General features: G+C 67.4%; 31 protein-coding genes. 1 reads left to right on the top strand and 30 read right to left on the bottom strand.

Annotated features, from left to right (window positions below):
* Positions 1 to 46: 46 nt before the first annotated feature.
* The 30 genes from RNZ50_15700 to RNZ50_15845 form a co-directional block, all read right to left on the bottom strand.
* Positions 47 to 1,321 (bottom strand): phage minor head protein, encoded by a 1,275-nt coding sequence (locus RNZ50_15700; protein MDT8856438.1) that lies wholly within the window; start codon positions 1,319 to 1,321, stop codon positions 47 to 49.
* Complete coding sequence (locus tag RNZ50_15705) at positions 1,314 to 2,954, bottom strand: DUF935 domain-containing protein (GenBank protein MDT8856439.1); 1,641 nt, start codon at positions 2,952 to 2,954, stop codon at positions 1,314 to 1,316. The genes RNZ50_15700 and RNZ50_15705 overlap by 8 nt, the downstream gene beginning before the upstream one ends.
* Positions 2,954 to 4,393: a terminase family protein gene (locus tag RNZ50_15710; GenBank protein MDT8856440.1), complete on the bottom strand. Its 1,440-nt coding sequence runs from the start codon at positions 4,391 to 4,393 to the stop codon at positions 2,954 to 2,956. Before RNZ50_15710 ends, RNZ50_15705 begins: the two co-directional genes overlap by 1 nt.
* Entirely contained in the window at positions 4,390 to 4,644 is a 255-nt protein-coding gene (locus tag RNZ50_15715; GenBank protein MDT8856441.1) for a DUF2312 domain-containing protein, read from the bottom strand. The genes RNZ50_15710 and RNZ50_15715 overlap by 4 nt, the downstream gene beginning before the upstream one ends.
* Positions 4,641 to 5,183: a phage protein Gp27 family protein gene (locus RNZ50_15720; GenBank protein MDT8856442.1), complete on the bottom strand. Its 543-nt coding sequence runs from the start codon at positions 5,181 to 5,183 to the stop codon at positions 4,641 to 4,643. Before RNZ50_15720 ends, RNZ50_15715 begins: the two co-directional genes overlap by 4 nt.
* 1 nt (position 5,184) lies before the next feature.
* The gene (locus RNZ50_15725) at positions 5,185 to 5,487 is read right to left on the bottom strand and encodes a hypothetical protein (protein ID MDT8856443.1); all 303 of its coding nucleotides are present in this window, start codon (positions 5,485 to 5,487) and stop codon (positions 5,185 to 5,187) included.
* Entirely contained in the window at positions 5,484 to 5,849 is a 366-nt protein-coding gene (locus RNZ50_15730; GenBank protein MDT8856444.1) for a DUF2730 family protein, read from the bottom strand. Before RNZ50_15730 ends, RNZ50_15725 begins: the two co-directional genes overlap by 4 nt.
* Positions 5,849 to 6,433: a hypothetical protein gene (locus RNZ50_15735; protein MDT8856445.1), complete on the bottom strand. Its 585-nt coding sequence runs from the start codon at positions 6,431 to 6,433 to the stop codon at positions 5,849 to 5,851. The genes RNZ50_15730 and RNZ50_15735 overlap by 1 nt, the downstream gene beginning before the upstream one ends.
* Before the next feature lie 3 nt (positions 6,434 to 6,436).
* Entirely contained in the window at positions 6,437 to 7,060 is a 624-nt protein-coding gene (locus tag RNZ50_15740; protein MDT8856446.1) for an N-acetylmuramoyl-L-alanine amidase, read from the bottom strand.
* Positions 7,061 to 7,150: 90 nt separating this feature from the next.
* Entirely contained in the window at positions 7,151 to 7,528 is a 378-nt protein-coding gene (locus RNZ50_15745; protein ID MDT8856447.1) for a helix-turn-helix domain-containing protein, read from the bottom strand.
* Positions 7,525 to 7,887, bottom strand: coding sequence for a hypothetical protein (locus RNZ50_15750; protein ID MDT8856448.1), 363 nt, complete (start codon positions 7,885 to 7,887; stop codon positions 7,525 to 7,527). The genes RNZ50_15745 and RNZ50_15750 overlap by 4 nt, the downstream gene beginning before the upstream one ends.
* Positions 7,884 to 8,456 carry an MT-A70 family methyltransferase gene (locus RNZ50_15755; protein ID MDT8856449.1) on the bottom strand — a complete coding sequence of 191 codons (573 nt, stop codon included), beginning with the start codon at positions 8,454 to 8,456 and terminating at the stop codon, positions 7,884 to 7,886. Before RNZ50_15755 ends, RNZ50_15750 begins: the two co-directional genes overlap by 4 nt.
* Positions 8,453 to 8,728: a hypothetical protein gene (locus RNZ50_15760; GenBank protein MDT8856450.1), complete on the bottom strand. Its 276-nt coding sequence runs from the start codon at positions 8,726 to 8,728 to the stop codon at positions 8,453 to 8,455. The genes RNZ50_15755 and RNZ50_15760 overlap by 4 nt, the downstream gene beginning before the upstream one ends.
* A complete protein-coding gene (locus tag RNZ50_15765) occupies positions 8,725 to 9,171 on the bottom strand; it encodes a regulatory protein GemA (protein MDT8856451.1) in 447 nt (148 codons plus the stop codon). The genes RNZ50_15760 and RNZ50_15765 overlap by 4 nt, the downstream gene beginning before the upstream one ends.
* Positions 9,168 to 9,416 carry a hypothetical protein gene (locus tag RNZ50_15770; GenBank protein MDT8856452.1) on the bottom strand — a complete coding sequence of 83 codons (249 nt, stop codon included), beginning with the start codon at positions 9,414 to 9,416 and terminating at the stop codon, positions 9,168 to 9,170. Before RNZ50_15770 ends, RNZ50_15765 begins: the two co-directional genes overlap by 4 nt.
* On the bottom strand, positions 9,416 to 9,589 hold the full coding sequence (locus RNZ50_15775) for a hypothetical protein (protein MDT8856453.1): 174 nt from the start codon (positions 9,587 to 9,589) through the stop codon (positions 9,416 to 9,418). The genes RNZ50_15770 and RNZ50_15775 overlap by 1 nt, the downstream gene beginning before the upstream one ends.
* Complete coding sequence (locus tag RNZ50_15780; protein MDT8856454.1) at positions 9,589 to 9,831, bottom strand: hypothetical protein; 243 nt, start codon at positions 9,829 to 9,831, stop codon at positions 9,589 to 9,591. Before RNZ50_15780 ends, RNZ50_15775 begins: the two co-directional genes overlap by 1 nt.
* Before the next feature lie 4 nt (positions 9,832 to 9,835).
* On the bottom strand, positions 9,836 to 10,495 hold the full coding sequence (locus RNZ50_15785; GenBank protein ID MDT8856455.1) for a DUF3164 family protein: 660 nt from the start codon (positions 10,493 to 10,495) through the stop codon (positions 9,836 to 9,838).
* Positions 10,492 to 10,740, bottom strand: coding sequence for a hypothetical protein (locus RNZ50_15790; GenBank protein MDT8856456.1), 249 nt, complete (start codon positions 10,738 to 10,740; stop codon positions 10,492 to 10,494). Before RNZ50_15790 ends, RNZ50_15785 begins: the two co-directional genes overlap by 4 nt.
* A complete protein-coding gene (locus RNZ50_15795) occupies positions 10,737 to 11,111 on the bottom strand; it encodes a hypothetical protein (GenBank protein MDT8856457.1) in 375 nt (124 codons plus the stop codon). Before RNZ50_15795 ends, RNZ50_15790 begins: the two co-directional genes overlap by 4 nt.
* Entirely contained in the window at positions 11,108 to 11,653 is a 546-nt protein-coding gene (locus RNZ50_15800) for a hypothetical protein (protein MDT8856458.1), read from the bottom strand. Before RNZ50_15800 ends, RNZ50_15795 begins: the two co-directional genes overlap by 4 nt.
* Entirely contained in the window at positions 11,650 to 12,393 is a 744-nt protein-coding gene (locus tag RNZ50_15805; protein MDT8856459.1) for an AAA family ATPase, read from the bottom strand. Before RNZ50_15805 ends, RNZ50_15800 begins: the two co-directional genes overlap by 4 nt.
* Before the next feature lie 57 nt (positions 12,394 to 12,450).
* Positions 12,451 to 14,589, bottom strand: coding sequence for a transposase domain-containing protein (locus RNZ50_15810; GenBank protein ID MDT8856460.1), 2,139 nt, complete (start codon positions 14,587 to 14,589; stop codon positions 12,451 to 12,453).
* A complete protein-coding gene (locus tag RNZ50_15815; GenBank protein ID MDT8856461.1) occupies positions 14,589 to 15,458 on the bottom strand; it encodes a ParB N-terminal domain-containing protein in 870 nt (289 codons plus the stop codon). The genes RNZ50_15810 and RNZ50_15815 overlap by 1 nt, the downstream gene beginning before the upstream one ends.
* 1 nt (position 15,459) lies before the next feature.
* Positions 15,460 to 15,792: a hypothetical protein gene (locus RNZ50_15820; GenBank protein ID MDT8856462.1), complete on the bottom strand. Its 333-nt coding sequence runs from the start codon at positions 15,790 to 15,792 to the stop codon at positions 15,460 to 15,462.
* The gene (locus tag RNZ50_15825; protein ID MDT8856463.1) at positions 15,789 to 16,016 is read right to left on the bottom strand and encodes a hypothetical protein; all 228 of its coding nucleotides are present in this window, start codon (positions 16,014 to 16,016) and stop codon (positions 15,789 to 15,791) included. The genes RNZ50_15820 and RNZ50_15825 overlap by 4 nt, the downstream gene beginning before the upstream one ends.
* The gene (locus RNZ50_15830) at positions 16,013 to 16,303 is read right to left on the bottom strand and encodes a hypothetical protein (GenBank protein ID MDT8856464.1); all 291 of its coding nucleotides are present in this window, start codon (positions 16,301 to 16,303) and stop codon (positions 16,013 to 16,015) included. Before RNZ50_15830 ends, RNZ50_15825 begins: the two co-directional genes overlap by 4 nt.
* The gene (locus RNZ50_15835) at positions 16,300 to 16,422 is read right to left on the bottom strand and encodes a hypothetical protein (GenBank protein ID MDT8856465.1); all 123 of its coding nucleotides are present in this window, start codon (positions 16,420 to 16,422) and stop codon (positions 16,300 to 16,302) included. Before RNZ50_15835 ends, RNZ50_15830 begins: the two co-directional genes overlap by 4 nt.
* A complete protein-coding gene (locus RNZ50_15840) occupies positions 16,422 to 16,817 on the bottom strand; it encodes an HU family DNA-binding protein (protein MDT8856466.1) in 396 nt (131 codons plus the stop codon). The genes RNZ50_15835 and RNZ50_15840 overlap by 1 nt, the downstream gene beginning before the upstream one ends.
* 40 nt (positions 16,818 to 16,857) lie before the next feature.
* On the bottom strand, positions 16,858 to 17,100 hold the full coding sequence (locus tag RNZ50_15845) for a hypothetical protein (protein ID MDT8856467.1): 243 nt from the start codon (positions 17,098 to 17,100) through the stop codon (positions 16,858 to 16,860).
* A gap of 107 nt (positions 17,101 to 17,207) precedes the next feature.
* Between RNZ50_15845 and RNZ50_15850 the strand changes: the two genes are divergently transcribed.
* Positions 17,208 to 17,861: a helix-turn-helix transcriptional regulator gene (locus RNZ50_15850; protein ID MDT8856468.1), complete on the top strand. Its 654-nt coding sequence runs from the start codon at positions 17,208 to 17,210 to the stop codon at positions 17,859 to 17,861.
* Positions 17,862 to 17,882: the final 21 nt, after the last annotated feature.

Here is a 17,882-nt window from a genome sequence, read left to right on the forward strand (position 1 = left end):
GTCGCATCAGGCCGCCGCGCTCAAACCGCGGAACCGTTTCGGACGTTCAGGTGGGGGATCGCCCGGAGGCTCTGATCCACAGGCTCTGCAGCGCGATCTTCCTGCGCTTCGCTCCCCGGATTTCCATCGCCAGAACATAGGTGCGGTCGCCAATCGTCCTGGTGAAGCGAATGACCGGGTGCCCGACGTCGGACACCCCGGCATTCTCGATCAGATCGTAATGGTTGATGATGTCCGGGATCAGTCCGAAGTCCGCTGCCGTCACCGCGATCTGGCCGCGCGCGGCCTCGACCGCCGGAGTTCCGTGGGTGCGGATCGCGTGCCGAACGCCAGAGGGATCGATCGAGAAATCGAAACCCCGCACCTGTCGATCCATTTCCCGCGCCACCCAGTCTGCCAGGTCGCTCGTCGCCAGACCAAGGGTGCGGCGCGGCTCGACGACCACAGGGCCGGGAATCGCGGCCCCGTTGCGTTCGCCCAGGATACGTTCGGCATATCTGCGCGTGGCTTCCCGCAAGGATGGCAACGACCGGAGCCCGCGTGCAAAATCGTCCGCGACTGCCTCCGGAACGGCCTGCATGTAGGCTGAGGCAAGTTCGAAAGGCCAGGCGACCGTCTTTGCCGTCATGGACTGCAGCGTGTCTGCCACGCTTGCCCCGGGCGCGTAGTCCCAGCCCTTGTCGATCCCCTGCGGCGCGCCGGTCTTGGCGTCCAGGTCCTGCCAGCCGTCGGGCAGGGCCTTGTCCGGATCGCCCCCGACCCGGCGGATGCCCGCCTCGCTGTTGGTGCCGCGAATGCGGCAGGTGCAGCCCCAGCCGTTCGGCGGCGCATGGGTCTGCCAGAACGGGTGGTCGGGCGCCAGCGCCACCCCGTCCCAGGCGAGATGCTGCAGGCGCGGCTCGCGCGCATTGCCGTGGCGGTAGACCCAGAACCGGAACTTGCCGTCGACCAGCTGCGCCATGCGGCCGGCGGCGTAGGAGGTCGCCATGTTGGTGCGCCAGATCACCCTGGTGCGCCACGCCTCGCCCTTCGCGGTGCCCTCGCCCGTCCAGCCGTGCCAGCCATGCTTTTCGACGATGGACCGGAAGTCCTTCCGGAAGGTTTCCAGCGTGGTGCCCTGGACGATCGACGACTCGACCGCCGCCGCGAGGTCGGCCAGCAGGTCGGCCTTGACCGCCCCGGCGACCATGAAGGCCCGGTCATGCTGTGCGTGGCGCAGATCATCCCAGCGCGAGGTCGGCACGAGGTTGCCCAGGCGCAGCCGGTACGCCGCGACCTGTTCGCCGAACGGCTTGCGGAAGCTCGCCGCCAGATCAGTCACCCTCGGCCACCACCGCAACCCGGCCGGCCAGGTCGGCCGCCGTCAGCCCCTCCGCCAGTACCGCCGCCAACCCGCCCGACTCGACCTCCGGGAACCCCGCCAGCAGCATCGCTCGGAACTCTTCCAGCGACCCGGCGGCCGCCAGCATCGCCTCGATCCGGCCGAGCATCGCAGCCATCGCCGGAGCGGCCTCGGCCTCCATCCGGGCGGCAAGTTCGTCCTCCGGATCAGACCCCCGATTTTTGCCCGCCAGAGGGCCTTCAGCCTGGAGGGCCACGCTGGTACCCGGAAGGGCCTCACCCCGTTTAATTTTGGCTGAAACCCCTTTAATTTTCGAAGTCCGCCCCGAGGGGTCGGTCGGCGGTGCAACCGGCGGCGCCGGAGGCGTCGAAACGCCCAGGACGTCGCCGTCATCCTCGGGTTCGGCCAGGCCGAATCGGTCCCGCGTCTTCTTCGCCGAGATCCGCATCCCGAGCGGCACGAGCACCTGGACGGCTGCCGCGAGGGCGGTCAGGTCCTCGGCCTCCGGGCGGGCGATCTTCAGCCGGGGATACCGCTCCTGCGGCCCGTATTCCAGGTCGATCCACGGGCGCACCAGGTCGCGGTTGAGGATGGCCGAGAGGGCGCGGGCATCGGCGCGCTCGATGTCCTCCTGCACCTGGCGATGCTCCTTGCCGCTGCCAAGGCCGCCGGTAACTGCATCGGTCGTTGCGGTCTGGCCCAGCACCGCCTTGGAAACCTGCTGGTCGAGCCAGTCGCAGCGCTGCTTGTAGAGGTCCGAAGTGCCCGAAACGTTGCCGGTCTCGATGAACTCGATCATCATCGACTCGGGGATGATCGCGGCGCAGTCGCCCGCGATGTTGGCCACGGCCCGGAACAGCGTCTCCTTGTCGGCCTCGGTGGCGTTGGCACCCCATTTGCCCACCCGCAGCGGCTGGCCATAGGTCTGCGTGAAGATTGCCCAGTCGCGCTGGGTGTAGGCCTTGAACATCCACGCCCAGGCGGCGGCCCGGGCGAGGCCGGACCGCAGGGCAAGGCCAGACTTGGCCGGAATCGTCGCATAGATGAACTTGAAGGCGGGAAGCGGCAGCTCCTGGCCATGCTCGCCCAGCATCAGGGGAGTCGCGAGATCGTGGCGGGCAAAGCGGAACCAGCGCGGGTCCCGCCATTCCAGCCGGGTCGGGCGCCACTGGCCGCTGGAGCTGTCCCACAGGATCTCGGTGCAGCTGTAGCCCTTGCCGATGCAGTCGAGGATGTTGAACAACTCCTCGGCCAGCTCGTCCCGGTTCAGCCAGTCCCGGACCATGTCGGCCTGCTCGACATCGCGCGGATCATCCGAGGCGGCCTCGACCGAAATCTCGATCTGGCTCACCGACCGGCGGCGGGTGCCCAGCACCCCGAGATAGTGCAGGTCCCGCTCCTCGATCGTCTCGGCCAGCTCGAGATAGCGCACCGGGTCACCCGCGTCGGCATCGCGCAGGATATTCGCGAGGCGCACGGGGTTCAGCCCGTCGGCCGGATAGCCGGTGATCGGCGTCCGCACGCCGCCCATCGTCGCAGCGGCGGTTTCGGACTTCAACTCGGCACGGCGGACCGGATTGCCGCGGCTGTCCAGCAGGACGGGGGATTTCATCAGAGGCCTCCTCGCATGCCCGCGCCGAGCGGGGCCTTCCACCAGGCGCGCTGTTCATCATCGTCTGCAAACGCCGTCATCCGCCCGGCCACGGCCGGGGCAAGCACCACGGGCCGGTAGCCGTAGACCTGCTCGCCCAGTTCGGCCGCGCTGGCGGCCAGGGCCGCAGCCCAGAAGCGGTCGGCGTGGCCGTCGGTCTCGCCGTCGGCAACCAGGCGGCGCTGGCCGGTCACGCCGACCTGGGACTTGATCGCATGCAGGTCCGCCCGCAGCGCCGGATCGCCCGCCGGGATCCGCTTCTTGCGGTCCTGGAAGCGCTCCTTCAGCACCGTGGCCATCCCGAGCTTGGTGGCCCCGGTGAACAGCACGCCCTCGACGCGGCTGGAGCCGTGGCGGCGTTTGGCATCCTCGACCGGCTTTTCGCCCATGCCGGTCTGGTCGATCTGGCAGCGCACCACCCGGAAGTCGCGGAACACCTCGTCCAGCAGGGCATCCTGCTCGGCAAAGCTGATCCGGCGGCGGGCGATCACCTTGCGCGTCCACAGCACGTCGCCGACCAGCTCGTCGACCCAGATCACGAAGAGGTCATTCCGCGCCGCGATGTCAACGCCGACAAAGCACGGCCCGCCGGCGTAGTGTTCCGGCTTGCCCGCCGCGTCGCTCTCGCAGGACGAGATCAGGTCGTAATCCAGCCATGCGCTGGCCTCGTCGAGCCATTTCAGCTCGTATTCCTGCGCCCAGGCATCCTCGTCCGCCATGCCGCGCCGGAGCATGTCGATGTCGCGGTCAAGGCCCTGCGCCACAGCCTCATAAATATCGACGTGGTGGCGCGACCAGACAGAACCCTCGGCGGTCATCAGCTCGTAGAACTTGTTGCCCTTGCCGTTCGGGGTCGAGATCACCCGCAGCTTCTGCTTGCCCTTCGAGATCACCGGGAACAGCGCCGCCCAGATTTCCCGGGACTTGGCGTGGAAGGCGAACTCGTCCAGGATCACGTTTGCCGAGAAGCCGCGGGCGGTGTCGGGGTTGGCGGGCAGCGCCGTGATCCGGCTGCCGTTCGGGAACGCGACCTCCATCGCCTTGTAGACCGCGTCCGGCCCCTTCTCCTGGGGGGCGCGGAACTCGGTCTCTTCAAAGCGGGGCTCACCGCCTTTCAAAACGGTGTTATAGACCTCGTAAAACGCCCGGGTGAACGGCTTGATCACCTCGGTCATCATCTCGGCCGCCTGTCGCTCGCCGCGGGAGAGGATCACCCAGCGCGCGCGCCGGTCCTCGGCCCAGCCGCGAAAGCAGTCGTCGGCGCATTCGCCCCCGGTCGAGAAGGTCTTGCCGGTCTGGCGCGCGAACATGCCGATCTTGAACCGGCTCTCATCGGCGATCCAGGCGCGCTGGTAGGGCAGGAAGTTGATGACCGGGGCGATGGGGTTGAGGGCGCTCATGCCATCCCCAGCGCGGCCTTGTAGAGTTCGAGGAGCGACTCCTCCTCGGCGAGGTCGTCGGGCTTGCGCTTGCGCAGGGCGATGATTTTTCGCATGACCTTGGTGTCATAGCCACGGCCCTTGGCCTCGGCGAAGAGCTCCTTCTCCTGCTCACCAAGGCTCTTCTTCTCGGCTTCAAGCTGCTCGGCCCGCTCGACGAAGTGGCGCAACTCGTCGGCTGTGACGGCGTAGGAATCGGATACATCTGTCATTGTGCAAACCCCATGATGCGGCGCGCCTTGGCGGCGGCATCGGCATCGATGTCACCGGCGGCGACGGCGGCGTCGAGCTTCGCGCCCTGAGCCTTGCGCTCGGCTGCGGCCATCTGTTCGCGGATGCCGGCCGAGGACATGACGTCCTTCATCATCTTCCCGAGGAAGTGCAGCTCCTTCGGGTCGATCTCGTCCGCCTCGCGGGTCATCTGCGCCTGCATCACCTTGAAGGCCAGCGCCGTGATCATCTGGAACAGCACGTTGTGGCGCTTGGCCTCGTCGCCGATCCCGGCCTCGGTCATCCATTCGGTCGCCCAGGCGGAGGCCGATTCCTGCACCTTCACGAATTCGGCGTATTCAGCGCCGAACGCATGCAGGGCGGATTTCTGGATGCGCAGTTCGAGACCCGCCGTTTCCAGCTTCCAGTTCAGCGCCTCGGCCAGGGCCTCATATCCGGCAAAGCCCTTGGCGCGCAGTTCATCCTCGAGCCATTTCTTCAGCTCGACCGGCAACAGGTCGACCTTGCGCGGCGATGGCATCTCAGGCCCTCGGCTTCGGGCGCTGGATGTCGGGATGCACCGACAGGCCCTGCGCGATCTCGACCCCGCCCACCGTGGCGGTGGCAACGATGAACTCGGCGCGGGGATCGCACGCCACCAGGCCCTGCTCGCGCAGCCAGACCAGCTCCGTGGTCACCTGGGCTCGGGTCGAGGTGATGCCCAGCTTGTGCAGCACGTCCAGCACGATGGACGCGTTCGAGGTGTAGCCCGCGCTGTCGGCCAGGAAGCGCAGGATCGCCAGACGGCGATGCTGGCGCAGGGTGGTTTCGCCATAGTCGCTCATCGTGAGGATCCCCCAAGCAGGTGTACTTCATGACGGCCGACAATCGATTCCAGCCGCTCCATGATCCCGCGATCGCCCGACATCTCCGCGCGCATGGCCTTGATCTCGCCCTTGATGCCTTCCAGGGCGAGGGACACCGAGTGCATGTCGGTGGCGGAAGGCATCGTGCGATGCGACTGTTCCATGCTGCCGATCCGGTTGCCGTGATCGACCAGCACCTTCGCCTGGTCCTCGAGGCGGCGCGCGTTGGCCCGGCTGCCCGATGCCAGCAGGTTCCAGATCGTCAGCGCGAAGGTCAGCAACTGCGACAGCGCAATGACCCAGACCACGGCCGGAGAAATGTTCAGGATCTGCCCGTCCATCAGCCGTCCTCACCCGGAGCCTGCACGGCAGGCGCGGACAGTTTGGCCCAGCCATCGCCCGCTGTCAGGAAGCAGGCCTGCCCGCCAGGCTTTACCGAAAGCGCCGTCCAGGTCGTTCCGTCAGGATTGGCAACCACCTCCATCAGCTCGCCGGTCGCAGCGAGCCCGCTCCAGACCGGCACCTCGCCATGCGCGATGTAGAGCCCGGCCAGCAGGTCGGCATATCCCGCGCAGAGCGGTTCCGCCCGCGCCCGGCCCGCGCCCAACACAAGCCCGACCGCGAGCACCGCCGCCAGCACGGGCAGGAAGGTTGCGGGAACGCTGAGGCCGAGGCGGTAGTTCGGGGCGCGGCGCTCGACCCAGGCCCAGAGGCCGAAAGCCAGCGGGGCCACCTGCTGCCAGGCGCTGATGACGCGGTCGCCGGTGGTCAGCACCTCCTCGGGGGTGGAGCCTGCGCCGATCTGGCCCAGCACGGCAAAGAGGTCGATGCCCGCAAGGTTCAGCATGACCGCAGCGAAGAGCAGCAGCTGCGCGTAGAAGCTGCGCGCCTGCCAGACGGGAAGGACGGGAAGGGTAAGGTTCATGGGTCAGGCCTCCTTGAGCCATTGCGAGACGGAGAAACCGGGGCAGGCCTTGGCGGCATAGTCGTTGTGCCCGCTGATGGTGGTGATCTGGGTGCGCATGCCGATGCCCTGCAAAAGCTGGCGCAGGCTGATGTCCTGGGCGGGCGTGAAGTGGCGGCTGAACGGGTCGGAGGCGGCACTGTCCGCGCCCCCGATCAGGCTGATGCCGATGGTGCCGCTGTTGTGGCCTTCGACATGGGCGCCGATCACGGTTTCGGGGCGACCGGCGGCAATCTTGCCGTCGCGGTCGATCAGCCAGTGATAGCCGATGTCCATCCAGCCGCGTTCCTGCATGTGCCAGCGACGGACCTCGGCGCGCTTTTCGGCAAGCGGGCGGCCCGCCATCCAGTCGGGGCGGGTCGCGGTGCAATGCACGATCACCTCGCGGACCGGATGGCGCGCGCTGCCCTGCCAGATCATCGCCGTGGTCTGCGGGCGGATCGCGGCCCCGGCCGCCTTGCCACCGGCGGCAAGCCAGGCGGCGGCGGCGTCGGCCGTCATGGTGCCGAACAGCCCGTCCACCGGGCCGGGGTCATGACCCAGATCCCGCAGGCCGGTCTGGATAAGGGCGATGGGTGTGCTGGACATGGGCGGCCCCCGGTCAGGGCGCCCGATGCGTCCCGCTGCCGCCAGATTCGCGCGTCGCGCGCGCGGAAAACACCCGCAACGGTGTGCGGGTCAGATCAGGGGGAGTTGCCGGGGGTCGACCCTGCCGCCGCCGATCCCGGCGCCGGACTTCAGCCAGCGGCGCACCGCGACGTTGGACATGTGCAGTCTGCGGGCAATTTCCTCGACGGGCAAGCCCTTCGCACGCAGGCTTTGCGCGATCCACGGCTTCGCAGTTGGCACGCGCGCCGGAAGGCCGTGGCTTGCCGCCGCCAGGGCCGCTGCCCGCTCCGGACCGACAGCCTGCACCAGGCGAGACCGGCCGGTCGGGTTGCCCGAGAAATGCATCTCCGCCCCGCCGAATTCCAGCAGGAACTCGATTGCACCCGCAGAGCCGAGAATGCGCACGAATGGCTCCACATGGGCGGGGGGCGGCGGCAGGTCGGTCATTCCGCAGCCTCGAAATATGCGGGGCGCGCGGCGATCTCTGCCGCAATGAAATCAGCCGCGAAAAGCGGAAACTTCTTTTCGATCCTGCGGCGCAAGTTCGCCTGACGAACGCGCGCCTTTGCAGCCCGGCTCCACCGCCGTATGGGGCGCTGCTCGATGCATTCCCAGCCGATGGTCCATCCTGTTCCCGGCGCATAATCAGGGTTCGCGTCGATGATCTCCCGGATCTCTTCGGGGATGCCGCGTGTCGTGTCGGCGAGCGCTGTCTTGATGATGCGCGGCTGTCCATCCGGAGGGGATGTGCACGGGTTCCCCCAGAAAAGGCGGCAGCGGTACTTCGTGGAGGTGCCTGCACTCACGCTGCGGCCCCGCCGAACTTCGTGGTTTCATTTCCCCAGACGTCATGGCCCGCCCAGGGCTCGCGGGCGAAAAGCTCGCAGGCATAGGCATGCGGCAGCAGCTGGCCGATCATCGCCCGCGCCTCGGGCGGCTTGCGTGAATGCTCGCGACGTTCGGCGTCGATCAGGTTGCGGACCGAGCGGGAGGCGATCTGCGGATTGCCGATCGTGCCGATCAGGAAGGGTTCGGTCGACGAGCGCAGCAGATAGCCGGTGCCGAAGGACGCCTTGCCGCTGGCGGTGCGCTTAACCCAGGCCCCGCCGGTCTTGTAGGCAAAGCCCCAGGCGCGCAGCACTTCCATCGCGACCGGCAGGTGCGGCCAGGTCGACCAGAGGAACAACAGACAATCCGGCCCGGCCAGATGCCCGACCGGCAGCGCCGCAATCGCCGCGGCCGACAGGGTGTCATACTGCGCCTCTGGCGACTTCGCGTGACCCTTGGCGGAATACATCTCGTAGGACCAGGGCGGGTCGGCAAGCACCGCGCCGTATTTCATCGGGGTCAGGTGCGCAAAGGGCCAGGCAGTCATGCACCACGCTCCCGCCGCCCGGGGGCCGGTTTCACGGTCACCGGCTTGCCGGAGGGTTCATCCTCATGACCCGCAAGGACGATCGTTACCACCACGCCATCGATGATGCGGTAGTTGAACCCGCCGCTGCGCACGCCGCAGGCACCCAGCCGCACGCCAGGCTCCACCTTCGCGCGGATCTCGTCGCGCAGGGCTTCGACGTCGATCCCCACCACCCGCTCGAGATAGCGGATCACGGCATGGTCGGTGACCGGAACGGGGGGCCTTTTCATGTCAGCTCGATCCCCGCCCGGGCGCACATCGCCTTGAGCGCGCGCACCACATCGCTGATCTGCTGCCACTCGCGCAGCGCGTCGATGTCGATGGGCACCGACCCCCAGGCATTCTCGAACCGGGCGCGCACGAAGGCGTTCAGCCCGTCCGGCCCCGCGACCTTGACCGCGCCCTTTTCCGCCAGCAGCCGCCACATCACATGGCAGAACCGCACGTCACCCCGCGGCGCCGCCGCCCGCTTGCCGGGCTTTGAACCGTCCTTGAAACCCGCCTGAAACCCGCGGGCCTTCAGGGTGTCCACCACCTTGCGAAGGTCGGCCTCGGTCATCTCCGCCATGCTGGCCTTGCCGGTCGCCACCAGTTGCAGGTCGCGCCGGGTGTCATCGTCCAGCCCGAGCTGCTTGCAGCCGACATGGATCATGCGTTGCAGGGCGCGGATCATTCCGATGGCCCCTTCGCATCTGGGGCGGGCAACGCCAGCAGCTTCCGCGCCGGCCTTGTCGCAGCCTTGGCGGCTTTCTTCTCCGCGTCCTGCAGAAGCATCAGGTCGGCCAGCAGATGACCGAGGTCGCGCGGATCATCGATCTCGAGTTCAATCTTGAGGATCGACTTCCCTCCGCGAACGGTGGCGCCGAACGCCTTCAGGCGCATGCCGTCTTGTGGGGTCGAGAAGACATAAATCGACATCATACGCCCTCCATCATTGCGCGAACCTCGTCGGGGCCGACCTTCAGCCGGTGCGCGACGAGGCGGATGACCGCGGTGCGATCCCCGGCCTCCGGCTCGCCGCCGATCCAGTGCCGCCGCCGCTCTGCCACTTCGGCGGCCAGGGCTTCGCGGATGCGATCCGCGCCACACATCACGCCGCCCCCCTGGATGGAAGCCGGACGATCGCATGCAGCGTGGCCCCGGCGAGGCCGCGCAGGTCGATGCCATAGGACTCGCCGGTCGCGGGGATCAGGATGTAAAGCCCCCGGGTGTCGAGCCGGATTTCGGCCGTGACGCCTTCGGCAACGCCGTCGGCCAGGGCCAGCACCGGGTCGCCGTCCCTCGGGCGGGCACGGTGCAGCGGCAGCATCAGGGTCGCGACTTCCGTGGCCATGGCTTCACGCTTTCGCCAGATCGAGGGTGATCGGCTGCCAGGGCGCATCGAGCGTGGCGCGCTGGTAGCAGCGAACGTAGGTCTTGCTGCCCACCACCCGCAGCGCATCGCGGATCGCGTCCATCGCCCGCTGCCAGCGCGGATCTTCAATCTCCAGCCGCAGCAGCATGAATATCTCCGCGCGGTTGATCTGGCCTGCCTTGTCGGTGTTGAAGGCGCGCATCACGATGGCCTGGATTTCCGGGCGTGCGCCGACGGCCCATTCGTTCAGGCATTCGTCGGTCAGGCCCTTGGCGATCTGCAGCTCGGGGCCGAAGTCGATCAGGTCGGCGACCTGCACCTGTACCTTGTAGAGCCCGTCGAACGACATCAGCTGCTTGTTGCCCTTCGGCCCGCCGACGCTGGTGCCGTATTCCTGCTCCAGCAGCGCGTCGAAGCCGCCGATGTCGCCGAAGGTGTGCGCCTTGAACCGGGTGATCTGCGCCGACAGGTCGTTGGCATGGCCGATGATCTTGCGCACCACCTCGTCCTGCAGAAGGTGCTGCGGCTTGATCATCTCGACCGGCGTCAGCGTGCCCTTGGCGTCGGGCATGTAGTCCTTGCCGTTGACATGCAGGCGCCCGTCCGGGATCGGCGCGGGGGTGGGCTGGGTGTGTTGGTTCATGGTTTCAGTCCTTTCATGAATTGGGTCACGATGATTTCCGCCGCGGTGCCGGGCGGGATCGGCGGCAGGCCCAGCACGGCCAGCAGCCCGGCCATCGCCTCGATCTCGGCGACCGAGCAGAGCGTGGCGCCGCGCGGGCCCAGAGCGTCGACCTTGCCCACGCCCCGCGCCGCAAGGGTCACCATGTCGGTTTCGGTCCAGCGGTCGGACATGCCGGTCGCTGCCGTGGCGCCATTGTCTTTCATGCCTTCGTTTCCTCCTTCTGATTGCGGGGGCAGCCGCCGCAGGCGCGGTACATCCGGGTGCGGGTGGGGTTGCCCAGGGCGAAGGCGCGGGCCTTCAGCCGCCAGTCCTGGCATTCGTTCGCCGGGATGACCCCAAGCGCCGGGCACATCACCGTCGCGTCCTGGAAGACCCCGTTGAACCGCTCTTCAATCCCGGCCAGATCGGCGGGATACTTGTTGCGCAGCACCTGGCTGATCAGCGCGCCGGAACGGTCGAGCTGCTTGGCGACGGCGGTCTGGCTGCTGCGCCCGCATTCGATGGCCAGCGCCTCGACCCAGCCGGGCAAGGCCGCCCCCCAGGCCGCGCGGGCGATGTCGAGGGGCGAGGTCATTGCCCGCCCCCGATCAGCGCCACGGCGCCGGTGTTGCCGTCGACCACCGCGCGCAGGCGGCGTTCGCGCGGCGGGCGGGGGCCGGTGGCCCTGATCAGCCGATAGATCGCCTCGCGCTGGCCGGGCACGGCCTTGCGTTCAACCTTGAGGTATCCCGCAGCCAGCAGCGCGCGGCAGTAGGCCTGCGCGGCCTCGGCCGGGATCGCCACGGTGTCGGTTTCCGAATGCGCCCGCAGATCGGTCGGCGTGAAGGATTTCAGGCCGCGCATCGCCGTCCACATGTTCTCTTCCGGGGTGCGGCCCTGGGGCGCCGCCGGGCGGACATAGTCTGGCGTGACCCGGAACAGCTTGCGCAGGCCGATACCCGACTGGACGACACCGCAAGCCCCAGCCTTTTCCCAGGCGCGCACGATCCGCGTGGCATGTTCCATGGTGATCTTCAGCTCGGCGCTGATTTCGGCATAGCCGAACTCCGGCAGCCGGGTCGCGACCGCCCAGGCGGCATCGGCGACGGCCGCCTGCGTTTCCTTTGTCACCCTCACGCCACGATCCTCCGGGGCGGCGGCGCCTCGCCGGTGGTGAAGGCCCCCTTGCCCCAGTCGGCCCGGGTGACGCGGGCCAGACCGCGTGCCCGCGCGAACTCGCACAGGTTCGCAAGATTGGTCGCCACCCGGCGGATCGACTGGCGCGAGGCGGTCAGCAGCGCCGCCCGCAGGTCGGCGTCGATCTCCAGCCCGGGCGCGTAGATCGGCACCAGATGCCCGACATCCTCCAGGCTGGCGGGCTCGGCCCCGACGCGGACCAGCATCCGGTTGTCGACCCGTTCCCATTTGCGCAGCTTCTGCGGCAAAAGCTCCTCGCCGATCAGGATCACCGGCACCCCGGTCACGTCATGCAACCGGCGCACGGTCTCGATCAGCTTGTCCGACAGCAGGTGGTCGGCCTCGTCCAGCAGCAGCGGCCGTCCGGTGCGCGCCAGTTCTTCGGCGGCCTGCCCGAACAGATCCGGGATGGCCCGGGCGGGCCGCAGGCCGAGCTCGGTCACGATCATGGTCAGCAGCGTCTTGGTGCCGCCGAAGGGCAGCGCCTCGACGTGGCAGGCGTTGAACTTGTTGGTGGCATAGATGCCGGCGGTGGTCTTGCCCCAGCCCGAGGGGCCGTAGAAGGTGCCCATGCCGGGCAGGCCGTGGGCACGGGTCTGGCACCTGTCAACCAGCGTCAGCAGCCGCGCCACATTGGCAAGCGGCGCCACACTGTTGTAAAGTCTGGGATCGTCAGTCATATCTGCTCCTGTTCCTGCTCTTTCCACCGTGGGGGCCTTGCACGGCCCCCGGTGGTTTCATCCGAAAATCGCGTCGCCCCGGTCCTGCCAGAGGATCAGCTGGCCCCGGTATTCCGAGGTCGACTGGTAGTGGCTGAGCCAGCGCTGCTGCTCGACGGTCAGGGACCGCCCTTCCCCATGCAGCCGGTCCAGATCCAGCGCCCGCCGGAAGCGTTCCAGCGCCGACTCTTCGGCCGCCGCCGCAGCTTTCGGCGCGCGATGCGCCGAGAGGTCGGCGACAAGGGCCGCCTGCATCTTGTCAACGGCCGCCGGTGGCATGATCGCGGAGCCGTCCTGCGGCAGCTCGGGGCGCGCCGGGGCCTTGCCGAACGTGGCCCGGACCACCTTGGCCTCGGGGTCGGGTGTCAGGGCCGGGGCAATGGCGTCCAGCGCCTCGCCCATCTCTGCCGCGGTGAACCGCTTGTGGGCCTTTTCCGCCGCCTTTTCCGATGCCAGCCAGGTGTTGCGCCGGCGGGCCAGTTCGCGCGCCCCGTCGACGTCGAAGAACTGTCCCTTCAGCTCGCAGGGCGCGTGGCCGAGATAGGCGTTGTCCTGGCTGTAGACGTGGACGCCCGCATGCAGGTCCGCAGGGTCGAAGCGGATGATCAGGCGCTGGCCTGCCACCGCATGCATCCAGTCGGACCAGTATTCGTTGCCCATGAACTTCACGCGGCCGCTCTTGCTGTCGGCCCGGAGCCCTTCTGCCCCCAACAGCCAAAGCCGCCGCTGCGCCTCGGTGGCCTTGCGGATCGGCGCGCAGGCGTAGCTTTCGTCGAACACCTCGGCGAAGGACCGCCCCCAGGCAACCTCGGACCGTCGCCCCTGCCGGGTGTTGTGTTCTTCGATCCCCTCGGCCACCACGGCCCGGAACACCTCCAGGTCGATTGCCTTGCTGCCGTAGTTCTCCGGCTTGGCATCCGGGCGGTTGCCGGTATAGGCCCCGGCGAAACGCGGATCCTTGGCAATGGCATCGCACATGTCGCGGAACGACCGCTCGATCGGCTTCGACTGGCCGCTGTAGGGCGTGGCCCAGTGGATCTCGCATCCGAGGCTGACGAACAGGCCGGGAATGTCGTCTTCCCTGACCTTGAAACGATACCGCGTGCTGGCCCCGCCGGTGATCGCCTTGGCGGCAAATTCGCGCCCATTGTCGAGCAAGACATGGTGCGGGATGCCCCAACGCTCGATCATGTCGCCCGCGCAAAGCAGTACCGCCGTGCTGTTCGGCGTCACGTCGAGCCACCAGGCAAGGATTCGCCCGGAATAGATGTCCTGGAATGCCACCATCTGCGGGCGCACGATCTGGGGCGCCTCGCCCCGCAGGCCGGGCCATTTCACGAACACGTCGAACTTGTGGAAGTCGGCGTTCACCGCCTCCAGCGCCACCAGACTGGTCTTGTCGCGCACCTGCATCGGAAACATGCGCTTGACCGCGTCGATCCCCGAACGTGCCAGCACCTGCGTCACCGCCGACACCGAGGCGTCGAGGCGGCGGCGCATGGTGCGTTCCGGCAGCACGTCCCAGCCCTTTGATTTCGCGATCGAAACACATTGCCGGTAACAGCTGCTGAAACTCGGCCCCTCCAGCCGCAGGAAGTCGCTCTTCAGCATCCCGAAGAAATCCGGGTCGCAATCCTTGTGGCGGCTGCGCTCGGCGGCGGCCCGATGGCGCGGCGCAAGGTACGGCAGCCGGTCATCGACGCGCACGCCGTCGATCATGGCGAGCCAGTTCCACACCGTGCGCGCCCCCACGCCATCCAGACAGGCGACTTCGGTCACCGCCATGTGCCGACCAAGCGAACTCTCCAGCGCCTCGACCTTCTGGATGATCAAAAGACGCGCCTTCGCCTGCGCTTTCACACTGTCCGGCAGGCCATCAAACCATGCCCAGGCATCACTGCGCTCGGGCCGCGCCGGGGCGACCGACACTGCCACCGCCTGCAACAGCTTCTTCTGCGCTCGGGTCGGGAACAGCTTCCACGAATATTCCCAGCCGCCGCCCCGGCCCGACCGGCGGCGTGCCAGACCCGGCTGCGCCCGCCAGGAGTTGCGCTTGATAACCTGTTCAACCCCCTGCCGGGATTGCGGCAGGTCCGGCAGACCGCTGGCAGCGATTTCCTCCGTCGTCCACCATTCCTGAGAGGGGCGATGGGCCATCAGAGAGACTCCCCATCTGCGGCGTTGTCTGACCGAATGGAAGCGTCGAGCAGGTCCTTCAGACCATCCGCGCGTTCTTCCACAAACCGCCGCCGGGCGGCTTTCGGTGCCCGATCCCATGCCTTGCAAAGGGCCAGAAACGCCTCTTCAACCGGGTCTTTAAGGGTGGGTTGAACCCCTGCCGCCTCTGCTGCGAAGGCCCGGCGTGCGGCGGCGGCGGTTTTGGCGCGCCCTTCGGCCAGCGCGTCGACCACCGCCATCCGCTCGCCCGAATTGCCGATCCTGGCGATGTGATAGAGGTCATCCATCACGATCCGGCGGGGCGCCTGACGCAGGCGGGCAACCTCCTGAACCGCCAGAGCGTCGCCAGCCGCGACGATGCGGCGGATCTGGCGCGGGGTCACACCCAGCACCTCCCCGATGAATTCAGCAAAGGACATTTCTGTCCGTTGCTGACCTTGGCGGGCCAGACCACCGAAGACCCCGGCCTTCGTCTCTGGATGCAGCGCTTCATAGGCCCGCTTGCGGCCCGAAAGACTGACCGCCAGATCAAGGGCCGACGCATGCGCGGTGGAAAGGTTGGCATCGGCCTCCATCAGCCGGGCTTCCTGATCGGTGCAGGTCCAGATCCGCGCCGCAATCAGGGTGTCGCCACGCCGCCGGGCAACCTCCAGCCGGTGCCCACCGTCGATCAGCTGGAAGGCGCCCTTCACCTTGCGGACGTGGATCGGGCTGGTGATGCCGCCAACTGCTTCTGCTGATTGCAGAATTGCCTGAACCGCCGCCTCGTTGACCGGGCGGACACGATCACGCACCTCGATCTGGTCAAGCGGCAGGTGGCTGATCTGGTCCGATTTCTCGATCGTCATGTCAGCCCTTCCCGACCGCCCGGCGCAGCCGCGTGCCGGACAGGCGCGCGGGCACATCCCCGGTGTCACGGTTGCGGCAAGGGCCGCACATCCTGTTGTGGATGCCTTCGCTCTCAAAGACCCGGCCGCAGCACAGGCAGGCACGCGGCCCGCGCTTGGCCTTGGCATCGGCCGCGCGCTGCGCCTCGTCCCGCAGACGCTCGGCCTGCGGGCGGGTATCGCTGGGCGCGCCGACCCGCTGGCCATCGGGATCGACCACCACGAAGCCAGATCCCGGAACCCACACCACCTGGTGCCGTGCAAGGCCCGGTTTCGACCAGTTCTCCGTGCTCATGCCCTGTCCTTCCGCGCCAAAAGCAGCGTGATCCGCCCCAGCACCTGCCGCTCCGATAGCAGGCCCAGATCCTCGATCACCGCATCAACCGCCCGGCAGTACCGGGCCGTCGCGGCATCATGCTCGGGCGGCTGCGCCTCGGGTGCCTTCATCGCATCACGGGCCAGCAACGCCGTCCGCAGGTTGCCGATCATCCGGGTCCATTCGGCGGGAACGAAGCTCATGCCCCACCCCCGACCTTGAGCCCGAACCGCCCGCAAACCACCAGGAAGCCTTCGAGAACCTGAAGCACGCCCTGGGCTTCCAGGGCGCACAGGTCTTCCACCGCAGCGTCCAGTTCCGCATTGGCCAGATCCAGCGCCAGCAGCTGCGCGCCTTCATCATCCGCCGCCATCACCTCGGCCGCGGCGATCCGCGCAATCCGCAGGCGCAGTTGCCGCCATATCGCCAGCGGGGATTTCGGGGGCGGCGCGGCAACCGCCCCCGCGGGGGCTTCGATAGTCGTGGTCATCTCAGGAACTCCGTCAGGATCAGGAAGACCGGCACGAAGGCGAACAGGCTGGCGGCGCCGATCAGATCGCCAAGCCAATGGTCATCGAAGCGCCGCAAGGCGGCTATGAGCCGGTGCATCACACACCCGCCGCGGTCACAGCCTTCGCGGGCTTGAAGGTCAGCACGGTCTTCTCGGCCACAGCCACCTCGGCTCCCGTCGCCGGGTTGCGCGCGATCCTCGCCTTGCGGGTGCGCGGCGCAAAGACGCCAAAAGCCTTCAGGGTCACCGTGTCGCCGACATCCGCAGCCTTCGTGATCAGGTTGAGGACATCGTCCAGGATCATGCGGACGTCGCTCTGGGCGATGCCGCGCAAGGCGGCGATGGTGGCAATAACATCGGTCTTGTTCAGTCGGGTCATCGTAGTTTCCTTTCGGGTTTGGGGGCCGAGCTTCGTGGCAATGGCGCGGGCAAGATCGCCCGCAAGAACTCGAAGCTCGGCGATTGACAGGGTGGATAGGTCGAGGGCGGGCATCACGCGCGTTCCTTTTCGGGTTCGCCCTTCTGCGCGACCATCACGCGGCCTCCTTTCTGGGTTTGGGGCGGGGGATGTCGCGCGGCCATTCGAGGTCGGAAGGCCAGTTGTCAGAAAACCACGCCATCACCCGTGCGGCAGTCTTCAGAGTGCAGCCACCGCCGCCCAAGAGGCGGACAAAGAACTTTCCGTCGTTGACCGCGTAAGCACCCACCGTGGAAAGCTTCAGGCCCGAGTGATGGGCGTAGGCTTGCGCGACCGATAGGATGTTCTGGGTTGTCATTGGCATCACGTATTTAGGATTTATCCTAACACCATAATTAGGCTTTCCCCAAGTTGTCAAGCGTGATATTGTTGGGCATTATCCCAAGTTACCTTGTTGGGAATGAAATGGATTTCGCAGCTAAGATCTTGGCTCGACTCGACGTGCTCGGCCTGAACGTGAATCAGGCAGAGGTGTTGAATGGTTTCCCGCAGGGCTACATCAGGGGCGTCGTCCGTGATGACGGTAAGCGTGCAGTTCCGAGCATCGAAAAGGCATCGAGCATCGCCACTGCGCTCGGTCTGGAGATCTACGTCGGCCCACCTCGCGCAACCGGCCCAGTCGAGACTGTCGTCCTCGGCAACGAAGACTTCACAGCCGTCCCCCGCCTGGATGCGCGGCTCTCTGCCGGACCAGGAGCAGAGAACGGCGACTCCTCAGTGCTCGAAAAGCTGGCCTTCCGCCGCGACTGGCTCGACCGCATGGGCGTGTCGCCCTCGAAGGCCGTTCTCGTCCAGGTCAAAGGCGACAGCATGGAACCGGGCCTGCACGACGGCGATCTGGCCCTGATCGACACCAACCGTACCACCGTCCGCAGCGGCCACGTCTACGCCATCACGGACACCGACGGCTCCACCCGCGTCAAACGCCTCGACCTGGTCGACAACGGCCTGATCCTTCGCTCCGACGCCCCCGCCTACCCCGTAGAATTCCGCCCCTGCGACGACGCCAACCGGGTTCACATCATCGGCCAGGTGGTATGGTCGGGGCATACGTGGTGAAGCTGACCCATAGACGCCTAT

The sequence above is a fragment of the Paracoccaceae bacterium Fryx2 genome, from assembly GCA_032334235.1.
Taxonomy (GTDB): domain Bacteria; phylum Pseudomonadota; class Alphaproteobacteria; order Rhodobacterales; family Rhodobacteraceae; genus JAVSGI01.